Source organism: Streptomyces sp. NPDC086519, assembly GCF_040686075.1.
GTDB lineage: Bacteria > Actinomycetota > Actinomycetes > Streptomycetales > Streptomycetaceae > Streptomyces > Streptomyces shenzhenensis.
Map to the genome: position 1 here is coordinate 136,777 of NZ_JBFBJL010000011.1, position 22,178 is coordinate 158,954.

Consider the following 22,178-nt stretch of genomic DNA (forward strand, 5'->3'; position numbering starts at 1 on the left):
GGCCCGGGGCGGACGGCCGGAGCGCGGTCAGAGCGCCGCCGTCCACGCGTCGACGGTCGTGACCTCGGCCTGCTTGGGGAAGACCTTCTCCGTGAGCACCCGGTGCACCTCCGGGTCGGAGTCGAGGCAGCCGTCGGACAGCACGGTGAGCTCGAAGTCGAGGTCGGCGGCCTGGCGCAGGGTGGAGAGCACGACACCGCTGGTGGCGATGCCGGTGAGGACGAGGTGATCGATCTCGCCGGCCCGCAGCACCATGTCGAGGTCGCTGCCGGCGAAGGCGCTGACCCGCCGCTTGGTGACGACCGGCTCGCCGGGCGCGGGAGCCACGTCCGGGTGGACCTGGATCGCCGTGTCCTCCCCGGCCGGCCGTGTCGCGGCGCCCACGAGGCCGCGGAACATCTTGTTGCGGGCGCTGACCTCCGGGTAGCCCGGGCGGAAGCCGACGACCACGTAGATCACCGGGACGCCGGCGGCCCGGGCGGCGTCGATCGCCTTGCTCAGGCGGGGCAGGTACTCGCCGTCGGGAAAACGGTCGACGACGACCTGCTGGACATCCATGACGAGGAGGGCTTGCTGAGGCACCGGCTCTGTTCCTTCCACGCGACCCCGTTAGTCATCAAGTGATTACTTGGCAACTTAGCTCGCGTCGGGGGATCATGTCAACGCATGATTACTTGGTGGCGGAACCTCGGCCCGCCGAAGGCCCGGGGTGGCGTTGACGAGAGGAGCCGCTGTGTCATCGGACGACGTGACCGACCAGGCCGCCGACGGGCCTCGGCGCCGGGACGCCTCGGCGACCCGGCGGGCCCTGCTGCTGGCCGCCCGCACCCGGTTCACGCGGCTGGGCTACGACCGTACGACGCTGCGCGACGTCGCCGCGGACGCCGGGGTCAACCTGGCGCTCATCAAGCGGTACTTCGGTTCCAAGGAGGGTCTGTTCAAGGCGGCGCTGGCGTCGACGCCCCGGTTCCTGGGCGGCGAGAGCGGGTTCCCGCGCGGCCGGGCCGCGCTGGCCGAGGCGCTCAGCCGGCAGCTGGCGGCCGGGGCGTGGACGGAGTTCGGGGAGCATCCGGTGCTGATGCTGCTGCGCGACTCCGGCGACGAGCAGGTGGCGGAACTGCGCCGGCGGGCCCTGGCGGAGTTCGGCCGGCAGGTGCTCGAAGCGTCGGGTGCCGCGCCGGGACCCGACGCCGAGCTGCGGGCGGAGCTCCTGGTCGCCCTCGGCGTCGGTGTCGCCGTCGTACGCTCGGCCGTGGGCCTGCGGCCGCTGGCCGACGCGACACCCGAGGACCTCCTGGGTCCCCTCCGCGACGTCGTGGAGGGGCTGCTCAGACCGCCACCCGGGCAACCTCTGCCACGGGCGGGTCACTCGGGCCAGGCGGAGTCCTTGACGACCTCGACGAAGTCACCGCGCCGGAAGCCGGGGACGTAGTGGGCGAGCACGTCGGCCTTGACGTTGCCGAAGGTGGTGTCGGGGCGGTCCTGGAGGCCGTCGGTGAAGGCGGCCAGGATCTGGTTCTTGAAGTCGGGGCGCGGGTGCGCCGCGACGACCGCCGCACGCTGCTCGTCGGTGACCTCGTGGTAGCCGATGCCCAGCACGTCCAGCTCGACGCCTCGGGTCACCAGGGCGATCTCGGGCGCCATGTGCAGCGGGATCTCCGGGGTGGTGTGCAGGGCGACAGCCGTCCAGACCCGGTCCGCGGGCTCACCGGTGATGCCGTGGGCGTGCAGGAAGGCGCGGGCCTCGTCGGCGCCGTCGATCTCGAAGCGCTGGTCGGTGCGGCGCAGGCTCTTGGTGAGCCCCAGGTCGTGGAACATCGCGCCGACGTACAGCAGCTCGGGGTCGAAGGCCGGCCCCAGGGCCCGGCCGCGCAGCGCGCCCCACAGGAAGACCCGCCGGGAGTGGTCGAACACCAGCGGGGTGGCGACGTCACGGACCAGCTCGGTGGCCTCCCGCACCAGGGCGGTGTCGGGGATCCGCACGCCTGCGATCTCTTCGCTCATCGTTCCTCAGCCTCCGTGCCGGATGGGTGGTGTGCCTCCAGGGTTCTTCGGGGGCCGTAGGCTGGGCCATGTCTCTGCCGCCAGGAAAACCACGGATTCGGACATGACGCATCGGGTGGGCTTTGTGGTCTTCGAGGGGGTGACCATGCTCGACGTCAGCGGTCCGTCGGAGGTGCTGCACCAGGCGGGTCGGCTCGCCGCCCCCTACGAGCTGGTGCTGGTCTCACCGGAGGGCGGCACGGTGACCACGTCCGCCGGCCTGGCGCTGACCGGCACGGTCCGGGCCGCCGACGCCGGTCCGGTCGACACGGCCTTGGTGGCCGGCGGTGACCTGCTCGCCGAACGGCCGATCGACGACGCGCTGCTCACCACGGCCCGCGACCTCACCGAGCGGGCCCGCAGGGTCGCCTCGGTGTGCACGGGGGCGTTCGTGCTGGGCGAGCTGGGCCTGCTGGACGGCCGGCGCGCGACGACCCACTGGCGGCACGCGGCCACGTTCGCTCGCCGTTACCCCCGGGTGCGGGTCGAGCCGGACGCCATCCACATCCGCGACGGACGGTACGTCACCTCGGCGGGCATCAGCGCGGGCATCGACCTGACCCTCGCCCTGGTGGAGGACGACCACGGTGCCGCCGTGGCGCGGGACATCGCCCGCGAACTGGTCGTCTTCCTGCAACGGCCCGGCGGCCAGTCGCAGTTCTCCACGGCCATCACCACACCCCCCGCCCGCAGCGACCTGCTCCGCACCCTGATCGCGTCCGTCCTCGCCGATCCGGGCGCCGACCACAGCCTGCCCGCCATGGCCGCGTCCGCCGCCGTCAGCCCCCGGCATCTGACCCGGCTGTTCACCGCCGAGCTGGGCATCACCCCGGCCCGCTGGGTGGAGCGGGTCCGCCTGGACCGCGCCCGGCAACTGCTCCTGGAGGGCCACAGCGTCACCTCGGCCGCCCAGCACAGCGGCCTCGGCAGCGACGAGACCCTGCGCCGCGCCTTCGCCCGCCACCTGGACACCACCCCGACCCACTACCGCAGACGCTTCACCACCACCGGTCGCCCGGACCAGCCCGGACTGACCCGGACTGGCCCGATGCACTGATCACGAACGTCGTTGACGCCGCCCGTTCTTGATCGTGGCAAAGGCCCCCGTGTGTGAGGGCGGCGTCGAATCCTCACCGCACGGCGGCCCTTGCGCCCCACCGCAACGCCCGGCCGTCCGTGCGCGGCAGGCGGCCGCGATGCCGCCTGCGCGGCTCGACCAAGAGCGACGCCTTCCGGAGCCGCGCCGGGCCGACGGCCGAAAACCACTCTTCAGGCCGTCGAACCCGCCGCTCGCAACCGCCACTTCAAGCCGTTGTTCTGATGCGGTCATGACAGTTCCGGTTTCCGGGTGCCAATCTGCTCTGCGACAGTTCACCGCCTGCACACAGGTGTCTCACACAATTCCCTTTCCCGCCCCCTGCCTTCACCCGCGCGCCGCCGGACGGCCTCACCAGGCCGACCCGCTCTCCCGGGCCCCACCGGGCCCGATCACCCCACAGAAGGAGAACGCATGCTCCGGCAGGACCGTCACCACCGTCGCACCAGACGCAGCGTGGCTCTCGCACTGACCGCCACAAGTGCGCTGCTCGTGGCCGGAATCCAGCAAGGCACCGCCGTGGCCGCATCCGGCGGCCACGCCCCCGCCAAGATCCTGGCCACCCCCGACGCCGGCGCGGCCCCCGCCCGGCTCTCGCCGGCGAAGCGCACGGCGCTGCTCAAGGCCGCCGCGACCGACGCCCCGGACACCGCGAGGACCCTCGGCCTCGGCGCCGACGAGAAGTTGCTCGTCAAGGACGTGAGCCAGGACGCCGACGGCACGACCCACACCCGCTACGAACGCACCTACCGGGGCCTGCCCGTCCTCGGCGGCGACCTGATCGTCCACGACAGCGGCGGCCGCCTCACGGTGTCGCGGGCCACGAAGGCCGCGCCGGCGCTCCCGTCCACCAGGGCGAGGATCTCCTCGGCCGCGGCGAAGGCGCAGGCCCTCACCACCGCGGCGAAGTCCGGCGCCGAGCGTCCCGCGCTCGACGGCACCCCGCGGCTGGTCGTCTGGGCCGCCTCGGGCCACCCCGCCCTGGCCTGGGAGTCCGTCGTCGGAGGCCGCCAGGACGACGGCACCCCCAACGAGCTCCACGTCATCACCGACGCACGTTCCGGAAAACAGCTCTTCCGGTACCAGGGCGTCGAAACCGGCACCGGAACCGGCCAGTTCGACGGGACCGTGCCCCTCAGCACCACGCTCTCCGGCTCGACCTACCAGCTCGTCGACGGCGACCGCGCCGGACACCGCACCTACGACCTGAACCAGGGCACCTCCGGCACCGGCACGCTCTTCACCGACGACAACGATGTCTGGGGCGACGGCACCCCGGCCGACCGGCAGACCGCGGGCGTGGACGTCGCCTTCGGCGCGGCGGCCACCTGGGACTACTACAAGGACGTCTTCGGCCGCAACGGCATACGCAACGACGGCGTCGCCGCCTACAGCCGCGCCCACTACGGCAACAACTACGTCAACGCCTTCTGGCAGGACAGCTGCTTCTGCATGACGTACGGCGACGGTGCGGGCAACACCCACCCGCTCACCGCGCTCGACGTGGCCGCCCACGAGATGAGCCACGGGGTCACCGCGGCCACCGCGGGTCTCACCTACTCCGGCGAGTCGGGCGGCCTGAACGAGGCGACCTCCGACATCTTCGCCGCCGCCGTCGAGTTCCACGAGAACCTGCCGGCCGACGTCCCGGACTACCTGGTCGGCGAGAAGATCGACATCAACGGCGACGGAACCCCGCTGCGTTACATGGACAAGCCCTCCAAGGACGGCGCGTCCAGCGACTACTGGAGCCCGTCGCTGGGCGGCCTCGACGTCCACTACTCCTCCGGCCCGGCCAACCACTTCTTCTACCTGCTCTCCGAGGGCAGCGGAGCGAAGACCGTGAACGGGGTCGCCTACGACAGCCCCACCTACGACGGCCTTCCGGTGGCGGGCATCGGCATCGACAACGCCCAACGCGTCTGGTATCGGGCGCTCACCACGTACATGACGTCCAGCACGGACTACGCGGGCGCCCGGACGGCGACCCTCCAGGCCGCGGCCGACCTGTTCGGCGCCTACAGCCCCTCCTACCTGGCCGTGGCCGACGCGTGGGCGGCGATCAACGTGGGCCGGCGGATCGCGCTGGGTGTCAACGTGGCGCCCGTCGCGGACCAGATCAGCGGCATCGGGCAGGCCGTGTCCCTCCAGACGGACGCCTACACCACGAACTCCGGCGCGGGGCTGACGTACACGGCGACCGGCCTGCCGGACGGCCTGACGATGAGCGCCACGGGCCTGATCTCGGGCACCCCGACCACCCTCGGCACCAGCGACGTCACCATCACGGTCACCGACGACACCGGCGCCGGCAGCACCGTGAGCTTCTCGTGGGAGGTGGCCTACGTCTACGCCAGCGCCACCCGCGTCGACATCCCCGACAACGGCGCCGCGGTGGAGTCCCCGGTCACCGTCACCGGTCGCACCGGCAACGCCTCGGCGACCACCCAGGTCTACGTGAAGATCATCCACACCTACCGGGGTGACCTGACGGTCGATCTGGTCGGCCCCGACGGAACGGTCTACTCGCTCCTGAACCGCAGTGGCGGCTCCGCCGACAACGTCGACCAGACCTTCACCGTCGACGCCTCCGCACAGCCCCTGACCGGCACCTGGAAACTCCGCGTCCAGGACCACGCCGCGATCGACGTCGGTTACATCGACCAGTGGCGGCTCATCCCCTGACCCTGCCCGCTCGCCCGTCCGAGCCGTTGTCCCGGGACGCCCTCGCGGCCCGGGACAACGGCTGCGCCCACGTGCCGACAGCACCCGTTCGGCGTAACGTGGGGGGCGAACGAAGCGGTCGCGGGCCATGCGGTCCGACGCTGTCCGTCGGCCCAGTGGTCTCCGTGGCGTTCACCCGGACCAGTCAGGAGCGCAGCATGGGGACACCTGTACGCCCGCGTACGTGCGGCTGCGCCGCACGGCGCACCACTGTCGGGCTCCTCACCGCCGTGCTCGCCGCCGGTGTGTGCACCGTGCCGGCCGCGGGGGCGACCGCCCAGCGCGTGTCCACCGCCACCGCCGCCGGCTGCGCCGACACGGTCTACGCGGGAATGACCCAGGCCCAGCGCGTCGGCCAGCTGTTCATGGGCGGCGTCTCCGCCTCCCAGCCGAGCACGACGGACCTGCGGACGTTGCGCACCTACCACGTCGGGTCCGTCATGCTCACCGGGCGCAGTTCCGCCGGAACCACCGCGACGAGGAAGGTGGTCGACGCGATCCGCAAGCAGTCCGACACGGTCGGCGGCCGGCAGGTCGGGCTGCTCCTGGCCACCGACCAGGAAGGCGGCCAGGTGCAGGTGCTCAGCGGGCCAGGCTTCTCGGTCATGCCCAACGCCCTGACCCAGGGCACGTGGAGCACGACGACCCTGCGCAGCCGTGCCGAGACCTGGGCGCGGCAGCTCAAGGCGGCGGGCCTGGACCTCAATCTGGCTCCGGTCGCCGATGTGGTGCCCGCGAGTCTCGGCACCCGCAACGCTCCCATCGGCCGCTTCTACCGCGAGTACGGCCATACCCCCGCCGTCGTGACCTCGCACACCGGCGCCTTCGCGGCGGGCTTCCGCACGGCCGGGGTGATGACCACGTTCAAGCACTTCCCCGGACTGGGCCAGGTCATCGGCAACACCGACACCACCGCGAACGTCGTCGACTCGGTGACCACCGCCTCCAGTTCGAGCCTCCAGCCGTTCCAGAGCGGGATCAAGGCGGGTGCGCCGTTCGTGATGATCTCGTCGGCGAAGTACACCAAGATCGACTCAAGGCACCTGGCCGCGTTCTCACCGACCGTCATCAACTCGCTGCTGCGCACCAAGTTCGGCTTCAAGGGCGTCGTCATCTCCGACGACCTCGGCCAGGCGGTCGCGGTGCGCGCCTACACCCCGGCGCAGCGGGCGGTGCAGTTCATCGCCGCCGGCGGTGACATGGTCCTCACCGTCAAGGCGTCGACCGTGCCGGCGATGGCGCAGGGGGTGCAGGCCCAGATGGCGAGGGACGCCTCCTTCCGCGCCAAGGTCACCGCCTCCGTACACCGCATCCTCACCGCCAAGGCAGCCGCCGGCCGCCTCACCTGCACCTGAGACCGCCCGCTCGGCGAGCGGACGTCCTCTCAACAGCCTTGAGGGGCCTCGACATCATCTGTCCCGAGGTCGCCGGCGAGGTTTGGCGAATTCGGTCGATGTGGGGGACGAGAGGCGGCGACGGATGGGGCCGCGCGACCGCTGAGGCCGGCGGGCCGGGGCGCGGAACGGTGGATCGCCCGGCAGGCCGTCGACGCTTACTGGTCGTCGTCCACGGCGTGACGTGACGGGTCGCGTGGCAGGGCGAGTTGCCACCGCCTGCCCCCTGGCAGGGCGCCGGAGGCGACTGCGCCGACGGCCGGGAGCACCGCGGCCACCGGCGGTTGCGCCCAGCACTCCCCCAACTCGCCGGTTCCGCCCAGCACTCCCCCAACTCGCGGTTGCCGCAACGCTGTCGGGCGCCCAGGAAAGACGCGGGACCCCCGACGTCCCGGGCGGCGGCGGAACCGTTTCCCGGCGCCGCTCAGACCGCGTCGAGAGCGGACGTGTCCCGGCGGGAGACGGCCAGGTAGCCGACGAAGCAGGCGATGGCCGCCGTCCAGGCGAGGGTGACCGGGCCGAGGCCGAACCCGAGGCCGCCACGGGAGTGCCCGAGCGCCATCCAGTCGGCGAGCGAGGCGCCGAGCGGGCGGGTGATGACGTAGGCCGTCCAGAAGGCGGGTACGGCGCTCAGGACACCGCCCCGGTGGGCGACGGCGGGCAGGCAGATCGCGACGGCGAAGAGGACCGCCGAGCCGAGGTAGCCGAGGCCGACGGTGGCGGTCAGGTCGCCGGCGGCGGTGCCGAGGGCGAAGGTGGCGAGGACGGCCGCCCAGTAGAACACCTCCCGGCGGCGGGTGCGGATGCCGTGGATGGACAGGGTGCGCTCGACGGCGTACCAGAGGGCGAAGACTGCGGCCAGCACGACGAGGAAGAAGGGGGTGGACAGCGTGTAGGGCACGCCGAGGCCGACGTGCAGCACGTCGGCGGCCATGGTGCCGAAGACGCTGACCATGACGACGGCGGTCCAGTAGACCCAGGCGACGTACCGGCGCACGGCGAACTGCAGGGCCAGGGAGGCGGCCAGGGCGAGACCGCCGAGCCCGACGGCCGGCACCGGGCCGAGGAGCTTGGCCAGCAGGTCCGACGCGGTCTCGCCCATGCCGGTGGTGAGCACCTTGATGATCCAGAAGTAGGCGGTCACTTCCGGCACCTTGTTCGCCATGATGCGGAGGGGAACGCGGGAGCGGTCGTCGAGGAGGTGCTCTGTGGTCATGGGCGGCACGATGACACGCCGGGCTCCCGGCGCCACAGATGTCTTTACCAATACTTTGGCGCCTCTGGTGCATGAGTTTCACGTCCGCCGCCCGAACCTGAACGCAACCTGTACGCCTCGACAAAGCACCTGGTCAAGGTGGTTGAGCAGGTGATATGGAGGCGCGTTTCACGGGTCCGGGCGACCGGGAGACGTCTACTACATTGTGTAGAGAGCCTCGCCTCGGGAGCGGCATGGGGACGACCGGGTCCGGCGAGCGTCTAGAGTTTCCTACGACGTCTACAAGGCTGTAGTCGCCGAGGTGCCGTGTGCAGCCGTCCGCCGGAAAGGGCCCCGTTCATGACCGCTCCGATCCTCGCCGCGTCCCAGCTGGCCGTGAACGTGCTCGACGCCCATTCGCTGCTGGCGGCCTTCGGCGTGCTGGGCGTCGGTGCGGTGATGTTCGCCGAGACGGGACTGCTGGTCGGGTTCTTCCTGCCGGGCGACTCGCTGCTGTTCACCGCCGGCCTGCTGTGCACCGGCTCGGCGCGGGGCGGTCTGCACCTGTCCCTGGGCCCGCTGCTCGTGGCGGCGGCCCTGGGTGCGCTGGCCGGGGCGCAGTTCGGATACCTGATCGGCCGGAAGGCCGGCGGGACACTGCTGACGCGCAGCCGCTCCCGGCGTCTGCACGAAGGAGTGAAACGGGCGGAGGAGTTCCTCGACCGGTACGGCCACGCGAAGGCCATCGTGCTGGCACGCTTCGTGCCGGTGGTGCGGACGGTGCTCAACCCGATGGCGGGCGCGCTCCAGGTGCCGGTTCGGACGTTCACCCGGTGGCAGATCGCCGGCGGACTCGCGTGGAGCGTCGGCCTCACCCTCGCGGGATACGCGCTGGGCTCGTCGATCCCGAACGTCGACCGGTACCTGCTGCCGCTGGTGGCACTGATCGTGGTCGTGTCGCTGGTCCCTGTTCTTGCCGAGCTGTACCGGGGGCGACGGGCCGCCGCGTCCGAAGAGGGACGCGGGTGAGCATCGCTCGGCGGAGCGGGCCGCGGGGCCGTAGATCCGAGGGAGGACCATGCGTCACAAGATCCTCGTCGTCGAGGACGATCACGCCCTGCGTGACGTGCTGCGCCGGGGGCTGGCCGACGAGGGCTTCGAGCCCGTGCCCGCCGCCGACGGCGCCAGCGCCCTGCGGCTGACCGCCGACGGCATCGGCGCGGTGGTCCTGGATGTCGGGCTGCCGGACGCGGACGGCAGGGACGTGTGCCAGGCGATGCGCGCGGGCGGGTTCACGGCGCCGATCATCTTCCTGACCGCCCGCCACCACCTCACCGACCGGCTGTCCGGGTTCTCCGCGGGGGCCGACGACTACCTGCCCAAGCCGTTCCACCTCGCCGAACTCGTCGCCCGGCTGCGGGCCACGCTCAGACGGGCCGCCCCGCCGGGGGTCTCCACGGCCGGGGACCTGGTCCTGGACGCGACCCGGCACCGCGCGAGCGTCGGCGGGGCCGAGGTCGAGCTGTCCCCGACGGAGTTCCGGCTGCTGGCCACCCTCATGGCCGCGAAAGGCGGCATCGTGAGCCGCCGTGACCTGGTCCGGGCCGCCTGGCCCGACGGCGCCCAGGTCAGCGACAACACCCTGGACCAGTACCTGAGCCGACTGCGCCGCAAGCTGCGCGCGGCGGGCAGCGGCCTGAGCGTGGGCACGGCGCGCGGGATCGGCCACCGGCTGTCATGACCCGCCTTCTGCGGCACCTGGCCCCCCGCACCCTGCGCGGCCGGCTCTCGCTCGTGGCCCTGACCACCGCGGCCCTCCTGATGGCCGTCCTGACCGCGGCGTTCAACATCGTGCTGGACCGGCATCTGCGGCATCAGGTGGACGCCGAGCTGGGCAGCCGTGCGGACGCCGTCGCCACCACCGTGGACACCAGCGGCCCGCGGGTACGGGTCCTGGAGACCGTCAACGACCGGCTCCTCGACGCCAACGTCTGGATCTACAGCGGGACGCGGCTGCTGGAGAAGCCCCGGGCCACCGCCGCCGAGCGCACACTGACCGAGGCCGCCGCGCGGCTCGCCGTACGGGGCGACGGTGGCTGTACGACCGTACGGGCCGGGCATCCCCAGGCCGTCCGGCTGTGCGCCCGCTCCCGGGCCGGGAGCAGCGGCACGGCGACGGTCGTCACCGCCGTGGACCTCGCGCCGTACCGCAACTCGGCGGCCGCCGTGCTGCTGGGTTCCCTGGCCCTGGACGCCGTCATGCTCGCCTGCACCTACGCGCTGACCCGCCTCGCCGTCGGGCGGGCGCTGCGTCCGGTGCGGACCATGACCGACCAGGCCACCGAGTGGAGTGCCGCGGGGTCGGACGAACGCTTCGGCGCCGCGCATCATCCGGCCGAGCTCGCGAGCCTGGGCGCCTCGCTGGACACGCTGCTCGACCGCATCCGTACCGTGCTGGGGCACGAGCGGCAGCTGACCGGGGAGCTGTCCCACGAACTGCGTACCCCGCTCACCCGGATCATCATCGAGCTGGACTGGTGGCGGGCCCGGCCGCGCTCCGCCGCCGAGACCCGCGCCACGCACGAGGTGATCGCCGACGCCGCCCAGGCCATGCGCACCATCTGCGACACCCTGCTGGACGACGCCCGAGCGGAAGCGCGCACCGCCGCCACGGCGGTACCCGGCGCCACGGCCGTCGAGCCGGTCCTGTGCCGTCTGGTCGACCGCCTCGGGGCGCCGGAACAGGTGAGAGCCGTCGTCGACACGGCGGGGCCGGAGCTGGCGGCGGGCGTCCGGCCGGCGCTGCTCGAACGCATCGTCGACCCGCTTCTGACGAACGCGGTCCGGTACGCGCGCTCCACGGTGACCGTGTCCGCGCGACCGGTGCCCGGCGGGGTGCGGATCAGCGTCACCGACGACGGTCCCGGTGTACCGGAGGCGTTCGTGGGCGACCTCTTCCAGCCCGGCCGCCGCGCCGATCCCGAGGACGGGCACGACGGCGCGGGCCTCGGACTGCCACTCGCCCGGCGCCTGGCCCGGGGCGTGGGCGGCGAGGTGTCCCACGATCGCGCCTACACCTCCGGCGCCCGCTTCCTGGCCGACCTGCCCGCCGGGTGAGCGGCCGGGGGACCCGCTCCCCCTCTCTCCGTGTCCTAGGCGGAGACCCTGCGCTCCCGGATCTGCGCGTAGGCCATGAGGCCGAGCAGGACGGCCAGCAGGACGGCCGAGGAACCGGCGGTGCCGAGGTTCAGGCCGCCCTTGGCGACCGGCTTGGTCAGGAAGTCGCCCGCGGTCGCGCCGAGCGGGCGGGTGAGGACGAACGCGATCCAGAACAGCAGGACGTTGGGCACGACGGGCACCTTCATCAGGGCGACCAGGACGGCGAGCGCCCCGGTCACCAGCAGCGCGCTCCCGGCGTAGCCGAGGCCGGAGCTGTCGGAGAGGAAGTCGCCCATGGAGGTGCCGAGGGTGTTGGAGACGAGGATCGCCGACCAGAACAGGGCCTCGGCGCGGAGGGTGACGATCTCCCGGATCCGGAAGGTGGTGCCGGTCGCCTTCCAGACCGCGAAGACGGCGAGGAGGATCGAGATCAGGATGGCCGCGCCGACCGGGTAGCCGAGGCCGAGGCCCTGGGGTCCCCAGCCGAGCGAAGTGGCGCCGTGCGGCAGGTACTCGGCGTCGGCGTCGCGGTTCATGAAGTCGGACATGGTGGTCCCGGCCATGCTGGTGGAGAGGATGACCGTCCAGTAGAAGAACGGGTGGTAGCGGCGGGAGCGGAGCTGGGCCGCCAGTGTCACCACGAACACCAGGAACAGCGCGATCGTGGTGAGGAAGTAGCCGAGCTTCAGGGTCTGCGCGAAGAGGTCGCCGGCCGTCTCGCCGAGGGTGGTCGCGGCGATCTTCATGATCCAGAACGCCAGTGTCACCTCCGGGAGTTTCTTCGTCACCGACGTGGCCGTGCCCTGGTCCGCGGTATCGGTGAGGACTTCGGACTGCTTCACGGTGGGGGGCTCCTGTTCGGTCGTGCCGCAGGGTGCGCGCTCGCGGGAGGGGGGACGCGCGCCCTGTCGTGAGCGGCCGCGGCAGGGCGGCTGTTATGGCCGACTTTGACAGCATTCGCCTGAACAGTTCCTGAACGTCTGCCCCGTGTCCGGTCCGGCCGTCTGCCGGGCGGTTCCTGCTGTAGGGGTCGCTCCAATTAGAATGGGCACCCCAGAGGCGGCTCGCCGGGCCGCCTCGAACTCCGAGAGGCGCAGGGATGACCGGGCCGCAGACGACGCGCAGGAAGCGCGCGAACGGGGTGGAGTCGCGCCAGCGCATCCTCGACGCCACCGTCGAGATCGCCGGCGAGCGCGGCTACGACGGCACCTCCATCGCGGCCGTCAGCGCCAAGTGCGGGCTGCCCCCGAGCTCGATCTACTGGCACTTCAAGGACAAGGACGACCTGATCGCGGCCGTCATCGAGCGCAGCTTCGAAACCTGGCTCACGACCGTCGAACTGCCCGGCGACGAGGCGGGGACCCCGCTGGAACGGGTCACCCTGATGGCCGCGAACGTGGCCAGGTCCCTGGTCGCGGCCCCGGACTTCCTGCGCCTCGGCCTGATGCTCGCGCTGGAGCGCCGACCCACCGAGCCCCGGGGCCGTGCGGTCTTCCTCCAGGTCCGCGACATCTCGCACCGGCGCATCGCCGAGATCATCGCCGCCCTCTTCCCGGCCCTGGCCGAGGACGCCGTGGAAACCCTGACCACCTACGCCGTCGCCGGCGCCGACGGCCTGTTCGTGCACCGGGAGGTCAAGGGCGACTCCGTCGACCTGGTATCCCTGTTCGAACTGCACGCGCGGCTCATCCACGACGCCGCCGCCCGGCTGGCGGGTCCGCCGATCCGGTCGAACTGACGCGCCGGGGCGCCACGGCCTCTCCGCTCACGCTGCCCGGCGGGGTGCCGGTACCGCCCGTCAGAGGTTGATCATGTGGCCGGCGAGCCCGTGCAGGGCGTCCTGGACCGCCTCGCTCAGCGTCGGATGGGCGTGCACGTTCCGGGCGAGCTCATGCACCGTGAGGTCCCATTTCTGGGCGAGCGTCAGCTCGGGCAGGAGCTCCGTCACGTCCGGTCCGATCATGTGGCCGCCGATCAGTTCGCCGTACCGGGCGTCGCTCACGAGTTTCACGAACCCGACCGTGTCGCCGAAGCCGTGCGCCTTGGCGTTGGCGGTGAAGGGGAACTTCGCCACGCGCACGTCGAAGCCCTGGGCGCGGGCCTCGGCCTCGGTCCAGCCGAAGCTGGCGATCTGCGGCTGGCAGAACGTCGCGCGCGGGATCATGCGGTAGTCGAGCTCCATGGTCTCCGCGCCGGCGATGCTCTCCGCGGCGACGACGCCCATCGCCTCGGCGGTGTGCGCGAGCATCAGCTTCGCCGTGACGTCGCCGATGGCGTAGATGTGCGGCTGGCTGGTGCGGCAGAACCCGTCGATGTCGATGGCACCGCGCTCGGTCAGCCGTACGCCGGTGCTGTTCAGCCCGTAGCCGGCCGTCCGCGGCTGGAAGCCGGTGGCCTGCAGGACCTTCTCCGCCTCCAGGACCTGCTCCGAGTCGCCGGAGCGGACCGTCACGCGGACGTTGTCCTCGGTCTCCTCGATGGACCGCACGGCGGTGGAGGTCAGGACCCGGATCCCCTGCCGCTTGAAGCGCCTGGTCAGCTCGGCCGAGACCTCCTCGTCCTCCAGCGGGGCGATCCGGTCCAGGAACTCCACCAGCGTGACGTCGACGCCGTACGACCGCAGCAGATAGGCGAACTCGACGCCGATGGCCCCGGCACCCGCGATGATCAGACTCGACGGGAGGGTGTCGGAGAGGATCTGCTCCTCGTAGGTGACGACGCGCCGGCCCAGCGCCGTGCCGGGCAGGAGTTTCACGGTCGAGCCGGTCGCGATGATGCAGGAGCGGAAGGAGAGCGTCATCTCGCCGTCCGCCATGCGCACCTGGAGGGTGTGCGGGTCGAGGAAGGTGCCCTGCCCCTCGAACTGTTCGATCTTGTTCTTGCGCATGAGGTAGCCGACGCCCTTGACGCGCCCGTCGGCCACCACCCGGCTGCGCTCGTAGGCGGCACGGTAGTCCAGGCCCACCTCACCGCTGATCTTCACACCGAACTTGTCCGCGTCGTGCAGGATCAGCTGGGCGACCTCGGCGTTGCGCAGCAGCGCCTTCGCCGGGATGCAGCCGATGTTCAGACAGACCCCACCCCAGAAGCGGCCCTCCACGATGGCCGTGCGCAGGCCCAGCTGGGCGGCGCGGATCGCGGCCACGTAGCCGCCCGGCCCGGCTCCCAGGACGACGACGTCGAAGTCGGTCTGCATGGTTCCACCTCACCGTTGTGTCGGGTCGATCTGCTGACTCCACCGTCGCACGATCGGGCCGCGCGATCAGCCGGTCGGGTAGAGAAGATCGAGCGGGCCGGACAGCGCGGCCCGCACCTGGCGGGCCGTGTCGTCGACCAGGACCTCGGGTTCGTCGCGGGCGATCGCGTCCATGGTCCGCGCGGCCACCTCGGCCGCATCCGTCTTCGGCTCGTCGACCCCCGCGGTGGCGTCCGTGTCCACCCAGCCGACGTGCACGCCGACGACCAGCGTCCCCTGCTCCCGCAGAGCGACCCGCAACGCGTTGGTCAGCGACCACTGCGCCGCCTTGGACGCGGCATAGCTGGGAAACCGCCTGGTCGACCGCCATGACGCCACGGACAGCATGTTCACCAGGGCGCCGCCCCCATGGGCGGCGAGCACCGGCGCGAAGGCCCGTGAGACGGCCCAGGTGCCGAGATAGTTCACCTCCAGTTCCTGCCGCGCACCGTCCAGGGAACCCTCCAGCAGGCTCGGCCCGGCCTGGATGCCCGCGTTGTTGATCACGATGCTCACGTCGGACGCCGTCCGCGCCGCGGCCTCGATCTGCCCGGGGTCGGTGACGTCCAGGCGCAGCGGCTCCAGCCCCGGCACGGTGAAGTCCTCCGGCCGTCGTACGCCCGCGTACACCTTGGCCGCGCCCCGGCCCAGCAGGGCTCGGCAGAACGCCAGCCCGATCCCCCGGTTCGCTCCGGTCACCAGCGCGACCGATCCCTCGATCCTCATGGTCGGACACCTCGATCCACGGCTCGCGGCCCGGCGGACGGCCCGGCCCTCGCTTCATGCTGTGGCCTGCGCGGGCCGCCCACATCCCGTGGGGTTCGCGGGGCGGGCGGCCGATGACTACGAGCGGGCCCGCGTCCGGTCGCTCGCCGTCACGGGAGACGCACCTGTCAGCTGAGTTTCTTCATAAGACTCGTTATCGTGGAGGCATGAAACGGACGTCGTTCGCCAAGTGGCCGTGCTCCATCGCACGGACCGTCGATCTGCTGGGTGACCACTGGACGCCGCTCGTGGTGCGGGAGGCGTTCTATGGGATCCGCCGCTTCGACGAGTTCCAGCAGGAACTGGGCATCGCCCGCAACACGTTGACCGACCGGCTGCGCCTCCTGGTCGACGAGCGGATCCTGGAGAAGCGGCTGTACGAGGCCGAGCCGCCGCGCTACGACTACGTCCTGACCGAGAAGGGGCGGGACCTGTTCGCGGTGCTGGCCGCGATGTCCGCGTGGGGCGACCGCTGGCTGGCCGGGGAGCGGGGCGTGCCCGTGGTGTTCCACCACGAGGCCTGCGACCACGACACCGTGCCCGAGGTCGTCTGCTCCCAGTGCCGTACGCCGCTCAGATCGGAGGAGACCTCGATGCGGATGGGCCCCGGATACCCCGAGCGGCTCCGGCAGCGGCCGGACGTCCGCCGGCGGTTCGGCACCGACTGAGCACGGCGCGGCCCGCCGTCGGCCTCTCGGGGCTCCTGCCCCTTCTCTCTTGACCTCTCTTGACAGAGTGGGTCTCATCTAGCAACCCTGGAGGTCAGAGACGTGGACAGCAAGGAGGCTGACGGTCTTGGAGTGGACGGGCGCGCGCTACGCGGACAGACCCACGGTCGAGGTGGAGACCTGGATCGACGCCCCACCGGCCACGGTGTGGGCGCTGGTCAGCGACATCGAGCTGATGCCGGACATGAGCGAGGAGCTCCGGTCGGTCGCCTGGCTGGACGGAGCCGCCGGTCCGGCGGTGGGAACCAGGTTCGTCGGCCGCAGTGAGCACGAGGCGTTCGGGAAGTGGGAGACCACCTCCCACGTGATCGAGTACAAGCCGGAGTCGGTGTTCGCCTGGGCGGTGCAGGATCCGTCCGAACCCTCCGCGGTCTGGCGGTTCCGGCTCCGCCCGAAGGACGGCGGGACCGACCTGTCGCAGTGGATGCAGCTGGGTCCGGGGCGTTCCGGACTGTCCGTCGCCATCGACCGGATGCCCGAGAAGGAACAGAAGATCGTGTTCGTACGGCTGCGGGAGTTCGAGCGTGGCATCACCGCCACCCTCGCGCAGATCAAGCGGCGGGCGGAGGCGTGATGCGGACAGCCACCACGATCGAGGCCTCGGGCGGCGAACACTGGTCCCAGCAGAGCGACTTCGTCGTCGAGGCCGAGAAGCTGGGCCTGGACGTCTGCTGGGTCGCCGAGGCCTGGGGTTCCGACGCGCCCTCCGCGCTCGGCTACTACGCGGCGCTCACCGACCGCATGCTGCTCGGCTCCGGCATCATGCAGCTCGGCACCCGGACACCGACGGCCGTGGCCCAGACGGCCATCACCCTCTCCAACCTGTCCGGCGGGCGTTTCCTGCTCGGCCTCGGTGCCTCCGGGCCGCAGGTGATCGAGGGACTGCACGGTGTCCCCTTCGCCCGGCCGCTGCGGCGCATGCGCGAGACGGTGGAGATCGTGCGGCAGGTGGTCGGCGGCGGCCGGCTCTCCTACTCCGGCACGGAGTTCAGCCTGCCGCTGCCGGGCGGTGAGGCCGTCCCGATGCGGCTGTCGATGCGGGCCGAGCACGAGATCCCCGTCTACCTCGCCGCCCTCTCCCCGGCCATGCTGCGGCTGACCGGCGAGGCCGCCGACGGCTGGCTGGGCACCAGCTTCGTGCCCGAGGGCGCCGCCGACGCCTACTTCGCCCACCTCGACGAGGGCCTGGCCCGCAGCGGTCGTACCCGTGCGGACCTGGACGTCTGCCAGGGCGCCGAGGTCGCCTTCGCACCCGACGAGGAGGCGCTCGGCGCGATGGTCGCCGGACGCAAGAAGGAACTCGCCTTCAGTCTCGGCGGGATGGGCTCGGCGTCCACCAACTTCTACAACGGCGCCTACAGCCGCCAGGGGTGGGCCGAGGTCGCGGCCGAGGTGCGCGACCGCTGGCAGGCCGGCGACCGGGACGGCGCGGCCGCGCTGGTGACCGACGAGATGGTGCTCGGTACGACGCTGATCGGCACGCAGGCCATGGTGCGCGAGCGCCTCGCGGTGTGGCGTGACGCCGGCGTCGACACCGTCCGGCTCTATCCGGCGGGCGAGACCCTGGAGGACCGGCTCACCACGCTGGGGCGGGCGATCGAGCTGGTCCGGGAGGTCGGCGGGACAGGCTGAGGCCGGCCGGGTCAGTTGAGGGCGTCGCTTCGAGCCGGCTCCTGCCGCTCCTGACGCTGGTCGTTCCAGAGGCCGGCGAGCTCGCCCAGCGCGCTGCTGACACGGCCCAGCTCCCAGAACAGGTAGAGGGCGGCCACGGCGAACGGGATCCACTCACCCCAGTGGAAAAGCAGAACCGGCATGTACAGCAGGCCGACCAGGACCAGGAACTTGACCAGGACCTCGGCCCCGTACGCCCGTGTGCGTGCGACGACGGCGTGCTCGCCCCGGCCGTCGATCCACTGGAGACGCGATCTCATGACTGCTCCCTCGGGCTCTGGGCGCACACGCTGCTCGAACAGGCCGCGGCCGGCTGACGGTTGACAGTTTCGAGGGCCGTGGCCGCCCGGAGGCAGGCCCACCCGAGGACTTCGGCATGTCTCCATGTGATCATCGCGAACGGTGGCTCGCGTTCCGGACCGTGCCGGGGTGAGACGGTCACGGCGGCCCTGCGTTCCGGTCCACCGGTCCGGGGAGACAGCACCGCCTGGCAACCGCCGCAGAACGGCCGGGACTTCCGGGTGTCCAAGGCGGGCGCACGGCTGGTCCGCGACCGGTCGAACGTGAGCGGCCTGCTCGTCGGCCATTGCTGCTTGCCACTTGCCCGAGCACCTCCGCCGAGAGCCTCGGCGCCCCGTCCGCAACGCCCTGTGCCCGTTTCCCGAGGGACGGCCAACACCGTTCGTCCTCCCCCGCGTTAAAGGTCTGGCAGTGCGCCTGTCGCAGAACTCTCGCGGAATTGTCCGTGATCGGTAACGGACGGATCCGGTGCCCTCCGTTATCCGTCCTGACGGGTGCACGAGATGGACTCGACTACCAGGAACGGGGCGGACATGGCGCGGCACGGCGGACGGGGATGGTACGGCCAAGTGGTCGCGGCGGCGCTCGGGATCACAGCCGTGACCGTGGCCGCCTCGTTGTGGACCGCGCAGGCCGGACCCGTCAACGGGCATGCGGAAGAAGGGACTTCGGCGCGGCACAGCGCTCCGAAGGCGGCCCCAGCCCCGGCCCCTGTGTCGGCCGAGATCGCGCACGCCTCGGACCGGGGCACCAGGGGCGTGAACATCACCATCGACGACGGCCCGGACCCGGTCTGGACCCCCAAGGTGCTCCAGGTGCTCAAGGAGTACGACCTGAAGGCCACGTTCTGCATGATCGGACCGCAGGCGCAGGCGCACCCGGACCTGGTGAAGGCGGTGGTGGCGGCGGGGCACCGGCTGTGCGACCACACGGTCTCCCACGACGTCACCATGGACACCAAGCCCGAGGCCTACCAGTCCCGGCAGATCCTCGACGCCGAGCGGATGATCACCGAGGCGTCCGGAGGCGTCCGGCCGCTCTACTACCGCGCGCCGGGCGGCGCCTTCACCCCCTACAGCCGTAAGCTCGCCGCCTCGCACGGCATGCGGCCGCTGGGCTGGAACGTCGACTCGAAGGACTTCGAACGCCCCGGCACGGCCGCCATCGTGGCCACCGTCAAGGAGGAGATGCCGAACGGGCCGACCATTCTCTTCCACGACGCCGGCGGCGACCGTTCCGAGACGGTGGCCGCCCTGCGTGAGGTGCTGCCGTGGCTGAAGGAACAGGGGTACTCGTTCGGCTTCCCGGTGCGCTGAGCACGGAGCCGTGCGTCGCCGCGGCGGCGTGCGCCGAGGGGCCACGGGGAGTCGTAAGCCCCGGCAAATGTTGCGGTCGGCCCGCTGGTGGCCGCATATGGGTGGTGTGCGCGGTGCGGCGGCGGGGCCGGCTGCCCGGGGCCGGCGGGAGGTGGACATGTCGGGGCGGGCAGCACGCTGGGTGACGTGGCTGCGCGGCCAGGACCCGGACCTCGCGGCGACCCGGCGGGCCGCGCGTACGGCACTGGTGATGCCCGCCCTGTTCGCCCTGTGCACCGAGGTGCTGCACTCCCCGGCGATGGCGAGCTACGCCGCGTTCGGCTCGTTCTCGATGCTGCTGCTGGTGGACTACTCCGGGCCGATGGTGGAGCGGCTGCGGGCGCAGGCGGCGCTCGCGGTGGGGTGGCTGGTGCTCATCTGCCTCGGGACGCTGGCCGCGCAACGGCTCTGGCTCGCCGTGGCGGCCACGGTCGTGATCGGGTTCGCGGTCCTCTTCGCCGGCGTGGTCAGCTCAGTCCTGGCCGGCAGTTCGACGGCGCTCCTGCTGGCCTTCGTGCTGCCGGTCAGCGCCCCGGCGGCGCTGTCGCAACTGCCTGAGCGGCTCGCCGGCGCGGGCCTGGCGGCGGCGGTCGCGCTGCCTGCCGTCGCCCTGCTGTGGCCGCGTCCCGTCGCCGACCCGCTCAGCGCCCCGGCGGCCGCCGTCTGCCGTGCCGCCGCGGGGTATCTGCGTGTCCGCGCGGGCCTGCCGGGCCCGGACGGGCCGGGGTCCGACGCCGAGCGGTGCCGGCTCGGGGCGGAGCACACCGCCCGGACCGGCGCGGACCTGCGCGGCGCCTTCGAGGCCACCCCGTACCGCCCCACCGGCCTGTCCGCGACCTCACGTGCCGTGGTGCGGCTGGTGGACGAGCTGACCTGGCTGTGCGCCGTCCTCGTGGACCGGTCCGAGTACACCGACGAGCCCTCCACCTGCGATCCGGCCGCGCACACCGTGCGCCGCGCCGCCGCCGGGGTCCTGGAGGCGGCCTGCGACCTGCTCACGGACCTGAACGGGGACACCGTCCCGCTGCGGGCCCGCGGGAAGGAGCTGCGGGCGGCCCTGGCCGAGATGGAGCACAGCTCCACCGTCCAGGTGCCCGCCAGGCATCCGGGAGGCACCAGCACGGCGGAGGTCTACGGGTTCATCGCCACGCTCGACGTGTCCTTCCGCGCCCAGGAGCTCGGCTTCGCCGTGCTACAGATCGCCGACAACGTGGACATGGCGGCCACCGCCTGGCAGCGCAGCTGGCCCGAACGGCTGCTCGGCCGTGAGCCGGGCGCGCTGGCCGCGCCCCTCGCCTCCGCCCGGGAGCGGGCCGTCACCCATCTCAGGCCCGACTCGGTGTGGCTGCACAACAGCCTGCGCGGCGCCGTCGGCCTCGGCATCGCCGTGTTCCTGGCCGGGGTGACGGGCGTCGGGCACTCCTTCTGGGTGCTGCTGGGCACCCTGTCCGTGCTGCGCTCCAACGCGCTCAGCACCGGGCAGAACGCCGTCCGCGCCGTCCTCGGCACGCTCGCCGGGTCCGTGGTCGGCGCCGGGCTGCTGCATCTGATCGGCCACCACGGCACCGCCCTGTGGTTCGTGCTCCCCGTGGCCATCCTGTTCGCCGGGATCGCGCCCGCAGCCGTCTCCTTCGCCGCCGGGCAGGCCGCGTTCACCGTCACCCTGGTGGTGCTGTTCAACGTCGGCCACGACCCGAACTGGCACATCGCGCTGCTGCGCGTCCAGGACATCGCGCTGGGGTGCCTGGTCAGTGTGGTCGTGGCCGCGTTCTTCTGGCCGCGCGGCGCCCGCGGCGCCGTCCACAAGGCGCTCGCCGAGGCGTACGACGACAGCGCGCGTTACCTCGGGGACGCCGTCGACTACGCCCTCGGCGACGCCCACCCCCACGCCCCCGGCCCGCAGAGCCGGGCGGCGGCGGCCGCCGCCCGCCGCCTCGACGACGCGTTCCGCACCTACCTGGCCGAACGCGGCGCCAAGTCACTGTCGCTGTCCTGCGCGACCACGCTCGTCAACGGGGTCGTCGGGCTGCGGCTGGCCGCCGACGCCGTCGTCTCCCTGTGGCGGGGCGAGGACCGGGCACGCGTCCAGGCCGTCCGGGCCGACGCCCACTGCGCCGTCCTCGGATCGGCTGCCCTGGTCACCGGCTGGTACCACGCCTTCGCCACGAGCCTCACCGGTCGTTCGCCCGTGCCCGGCGCCGTGCCGCTCCAGCCGGCGGGCGCCACGCGGCTCGTGGAGTCCGTCCGTACCGAACTCAGCGACGCCCGGGGCCGGGCCACCCCCGTCGCGGTCCGGATCATCTGGACCGACGACCACGTCGACGCCGCCCGCCGGCTCCAGCCCGCTCTCGCCGAGGCGGCGAAGAGGACACATGCCGGGGCGGGCCGCGGGTGGGGGCCGAAGGGATCCACCGGCTGGGCCCGGAAGGGGTCCGCCGGCTGAGCAGGCGCCGGGTGCGCCGGGAGACGCCGGCGCCGCCGGTATCGCGCTCGCGGATCCGGAGCGCGTCGAG

Annotated in this window: 20 protein-coding genes; 13 read left to right on the forward strand and 7 right to left on the reverse strand. The window is 72.3% G+C overall.

All coding sequences use genetic code 11. The features are described 5' to 3' along the window. Window positions 1-27: 27 nt before the first annotated feature. Entirely contained in the window at window positions 28-582 is a 555-nt protein-coding gene (locus AB0P24_RS13375) for a cysteine hydrolase (protein WP_365793327.1), read from the reverse strand. Window positions 583-733: 151 nt separating this feature from the next. On the opposite strand from AB0P24_RS13375, the gene AB0P24_RS13380 reads away from it, so the two are divergent. Further along, window positions 734-1,432: a TetR/AcrR family transcriptional regulator gene (locus AB0P24_RS13380; protein ID WP_365793329.1), complete on the forward strand. Its 699-nt coding sequence runs from the start codon at window positions 734-736 to the stop codon at window positions 1,430-1,432. Here the strand turns inward: AB0P24_RS13380 and AB0P24_RS13385 are convergent. Continuing rightward, the gene (locus AB0P24_RS13385; RefSeq protein WP_365793331.1) at window positions 1,366-2,004 is read right to left on the reverse strand and encodes an HD domain-containing protein; all 639 of its coding nucleotides are present in this window, start codon (window positions 2,002-2,004) and stop codon (window positions 1,366-1,368) included. The genes AB0P24_RS13380 and AB0P24_RS13385 overlap by 67 nt on opposite strands. A 103-nt stretch (window positions 2,005-2,107) precedes the next feature. On the opposite strand from AB0P24_RS13385, the gene AB0P24_RS13390 reads away from it, so the two are divergent. The 3 genes from AB0P24_RS13390 (at window position 2,108) to AB0P24_RS13400 (ending at window position 7,218) form a co-directional block, all read left to right on the forward strand. Continuing rightward, window positions 2,108-3,100: a GlxA family transcriptional regulator gene (locus tag AB0P24_RS13390; protein WP_365793333.1), complete on the forward strand. Its 993-nt coding sequence runs from the start codon at window positions 2,108-2,110 to the stop codon at window positions 3,098-3,100. A 453-nt stretch (window positions 3,101-3,553) separates the two neighbouring features. Continuing rightward, the gene (locus tag AB0P24_RS13395) at window positions 3,554-5,824 is read left to right on the forward strand and encodes a M4 family metallopeptidase (protein WP_365793335.1); all 2,271 of its coding nucleotides are present in this window, start codon (window positions 3,554-3,556) and stop codon (window positions 5,822-5,824) included. Between the two features lie 197 nt (window positions 5,825-6,021). Continuing rightward, complete coding sequence (locus tag AB0P24_RS13400; protein WP_365793337.1) at window positions 6,022-7,218, forward strand: glycoside hydrolase family 3 N-terminal domain-containing protein; 1,197 nt, start codon at window positions 6,022-6,024, stop codon at window positions 7,216-7,218. Window positions 7,219-7,681: 463 nt separating this feature from the next. Here the strand turns inward: AB0P24_RS13400 and AB0P24_RS13405 are convergent, their stop codons facing one another. Then, window positions 7,682-8,473, reverse strand: a complete 792-nt coding sequence (locus AB0P24_RS13405; protein WP_365793339.1) for a hypothetical protein — start codon at window positions 8,471-8,473, stop codon at window positions 7,682-7,684. A 339-nt stretch (window positions 8,474-8,812) separates the two neighbouring features. Between AB0P24_RS13405 and AB0P24_RS13410 the strand changes: the two genes are divergently transcribed. Genes AB0P24_RS13410 through AB0P24_RS13420 form a run of 3 tightly spaced genes read left to right on the forward strand, consistent with a single transcriptional unit; the run spans window position 8,813 to window position 11,569 of the window. Beyond that, window positions 8,813-9,481 (forward strand): DedA family protein, encoded by a 669-nt coding sequence (locus AB0P24_RS13410; protein WP_365793341.1) that lies wholly within the window; start codon window positions 8,813-8,815, stop codon window positions 9,479-9,481. A 49-nt stretch (window positions 9,482-9,530) separates the two neighbouring features. After that, window positions 9,531-10,193 (forward strand): response regulator transcription factor, encoded by a 663-nt coding sequence (locus AB0P24_RS13415; protein ID WP_365793343.1) that lies wholly within the window; start codon window positions 9,531-9,533, stop codon window positions 10,191-10,193. Continuing rightward, the gene (locus AB0P24_RS13420) at window positions 10,190-11,569 is read left to right on the forward strand and encodes a HAMP domain-containing sensor histidine kinase (RefSeq protein WP_365793345.1); all 1,380 of its coding nucleotides are present in this window, start codon (window positions 10,190-10,192) and stop codon (window positions 11,567-11,569) included. Before AB0P24_RS13415 ends, AB0P24_RS13420 begins: the two co-directional genes overlap by 4 nt. Before the next feature lie 35 nt (window positions 11,570-11,604). Here the strand turns inward: AB0P24_RS13420 and AB0P24_RS13425 are convergent, their stop codons facing one another. Next, window positions 11,605-12,453, reverse strand: a complete 849-nt coding sequence (locus tag AB0P24_RS13425) for a hypothetical protein (protein ID WP_365793347.1) — start codon at window positions 12,451-12,453, stop codon at window positions 11,605-11,607. Window positions 12,454-12,710: 257 nt separating this feature from the next. Between AB0P24_RS13425 and AB0P24_RS13430 the strand changes: the two genes are divergently transcribed. Next, window positions 12,711-13,349, forward strand: coding sequence for a TetR/AcrR family transcriptional regulator (locus AB0P24_RS13430; RefSeq protein ID WP_365793349.1), 639 nt, complete (start codon window positions 12,711-12,713; stop codon window positions 13,347-13,349). A gap of 60 nt (window positions 13,350-13,409) precedes the next feature. Here the strand turns inward: AB0P24_RS13430 and lpdA are convergent, their stop codons facing one another. Both lpdA and AB0P24_RS13440 read right to left on the reverse strand, forming a co-directional pair. Beyond that, window positions 13,410-14,807 carry a dihydrolipoyl dehydrogenase gene (gene lpdA / locus AB0P24_RS13435; protein ID WP_365793351.1) on the reverse strand — a complete coding sequence of 466 codons (1,398 nt, stop codon included), beginning with the start codon at window positions 14,805-14,807 and terminating at the stop codon, window positions 13,410-13,412. Between the two features lie 66 nt (window positions 14,808-14,873). Then, window positions 14,874-15,572, reverse strand: coding sequence for an SDR family oxidoreductase (locus tag AB0P24_RS13440; RefSeq protein ID WP_365793353.1), 699 nt, complete (start codon window positions 15,570-15,572; stop codon window positions 14,874-14,876). 206 nt (window positions 15,573-15,778) lie between these two features. On the opposite strand from AB0P24_RS13440, the gene AB0P24_RS13445 reads away from it, so the two are divergent. From AB0P24_RS13445 to AB0P24_RS13455, 3 genes are all read left to right on the forward strand, one after another. After that, the gene (locus AB0P24_RS13445) at window positions 15,779-16,279 is read left to right on the forward strand and encodes a helix-turn-helix domain-containing protein (RefSeq protein ID WP_365793355.1); all 501 of its coding nucleotides are present in this window, start codon (window positions 15,779-15,781) and stop codon (window positions 16,277-16,279) included. 127 nt (window positions 16,280-16,406) lie between these two features. Next, entirely contained in the window at window positions 16,407-16,913 is a 507-nt protein-coding gene (locus AB0P24_RS13450; RefSeq protein WP_365793357.1) for an SRPBCC family protein, read from the forward strand. Continuing rightward, the gene (locus tag AB0P24_RS13455; RefSeq protein WP_365793359.1) at window positions 16,913-17,971 is read left to right on the forward strand and encodes an LLM class flavin-dependent oxidoreductase; all 1,059 of its coding nucleotides are present in this window, start codon (window positions 16,913-16,915) and stop codon (window positions 17,969-17,971) included. Before AB0P24_RS13450 ends, AB0P24_RS13455 begins: the two co-directional genes overlap by 1 nt. A gap of 11 nt (window positions 17,972-17,982) precedes the next feature. Here the strand turns inward: AB0P24_RS13455 and AB0P24_RS13460 are convergent, their stop codons facing one another. Further along, window positions 17,983-18,270, reverse strand: coding sequence for a hypothetical protein (locus AB0P24_RS13460; RefSeq protein WP_365793361.1), 288 nt, complete (start codon window positions 18,268-18,270; stop codon window positions 17,983-17,985). 573 nt (window positions 18,271-18,843) lie between these two features. On the opposite strand from AB0P24_RS13460, the gene AB0P24_RS13465 reads away from it, so the two are divergent. Together AB0P24_RS13465 and AB0P24_RS13470 are read left to right on the forward strand one after the other, a co-directional pair. Beyond that, window positions 18,844-19,626: a polysaccharide deacetylase family protein gene (locus AB0P24_RS13465; protein WP_365793363.1), complete on the forward strand. Its 783-nt coding sequence runs from the start codon at window positions 18,844-18,846 to the stop codon at window positions 19,624-19,626. A gap of 157 nt (window positions 19,627-19,783) precedes the next feature. Further along, window positions 19,784-22,108, forward strand: a complete 2,325-nt coding sequence (locus AB0P24_RS13470) for an FUSC family protein (RefSeq protein ID WP_365793365.1) — start codon at window positions 19,784-19,786, stop codon at window positions 22,106-22,108. Window positions 22,109-22,178 lie beyond the last annotated feature (70 nt).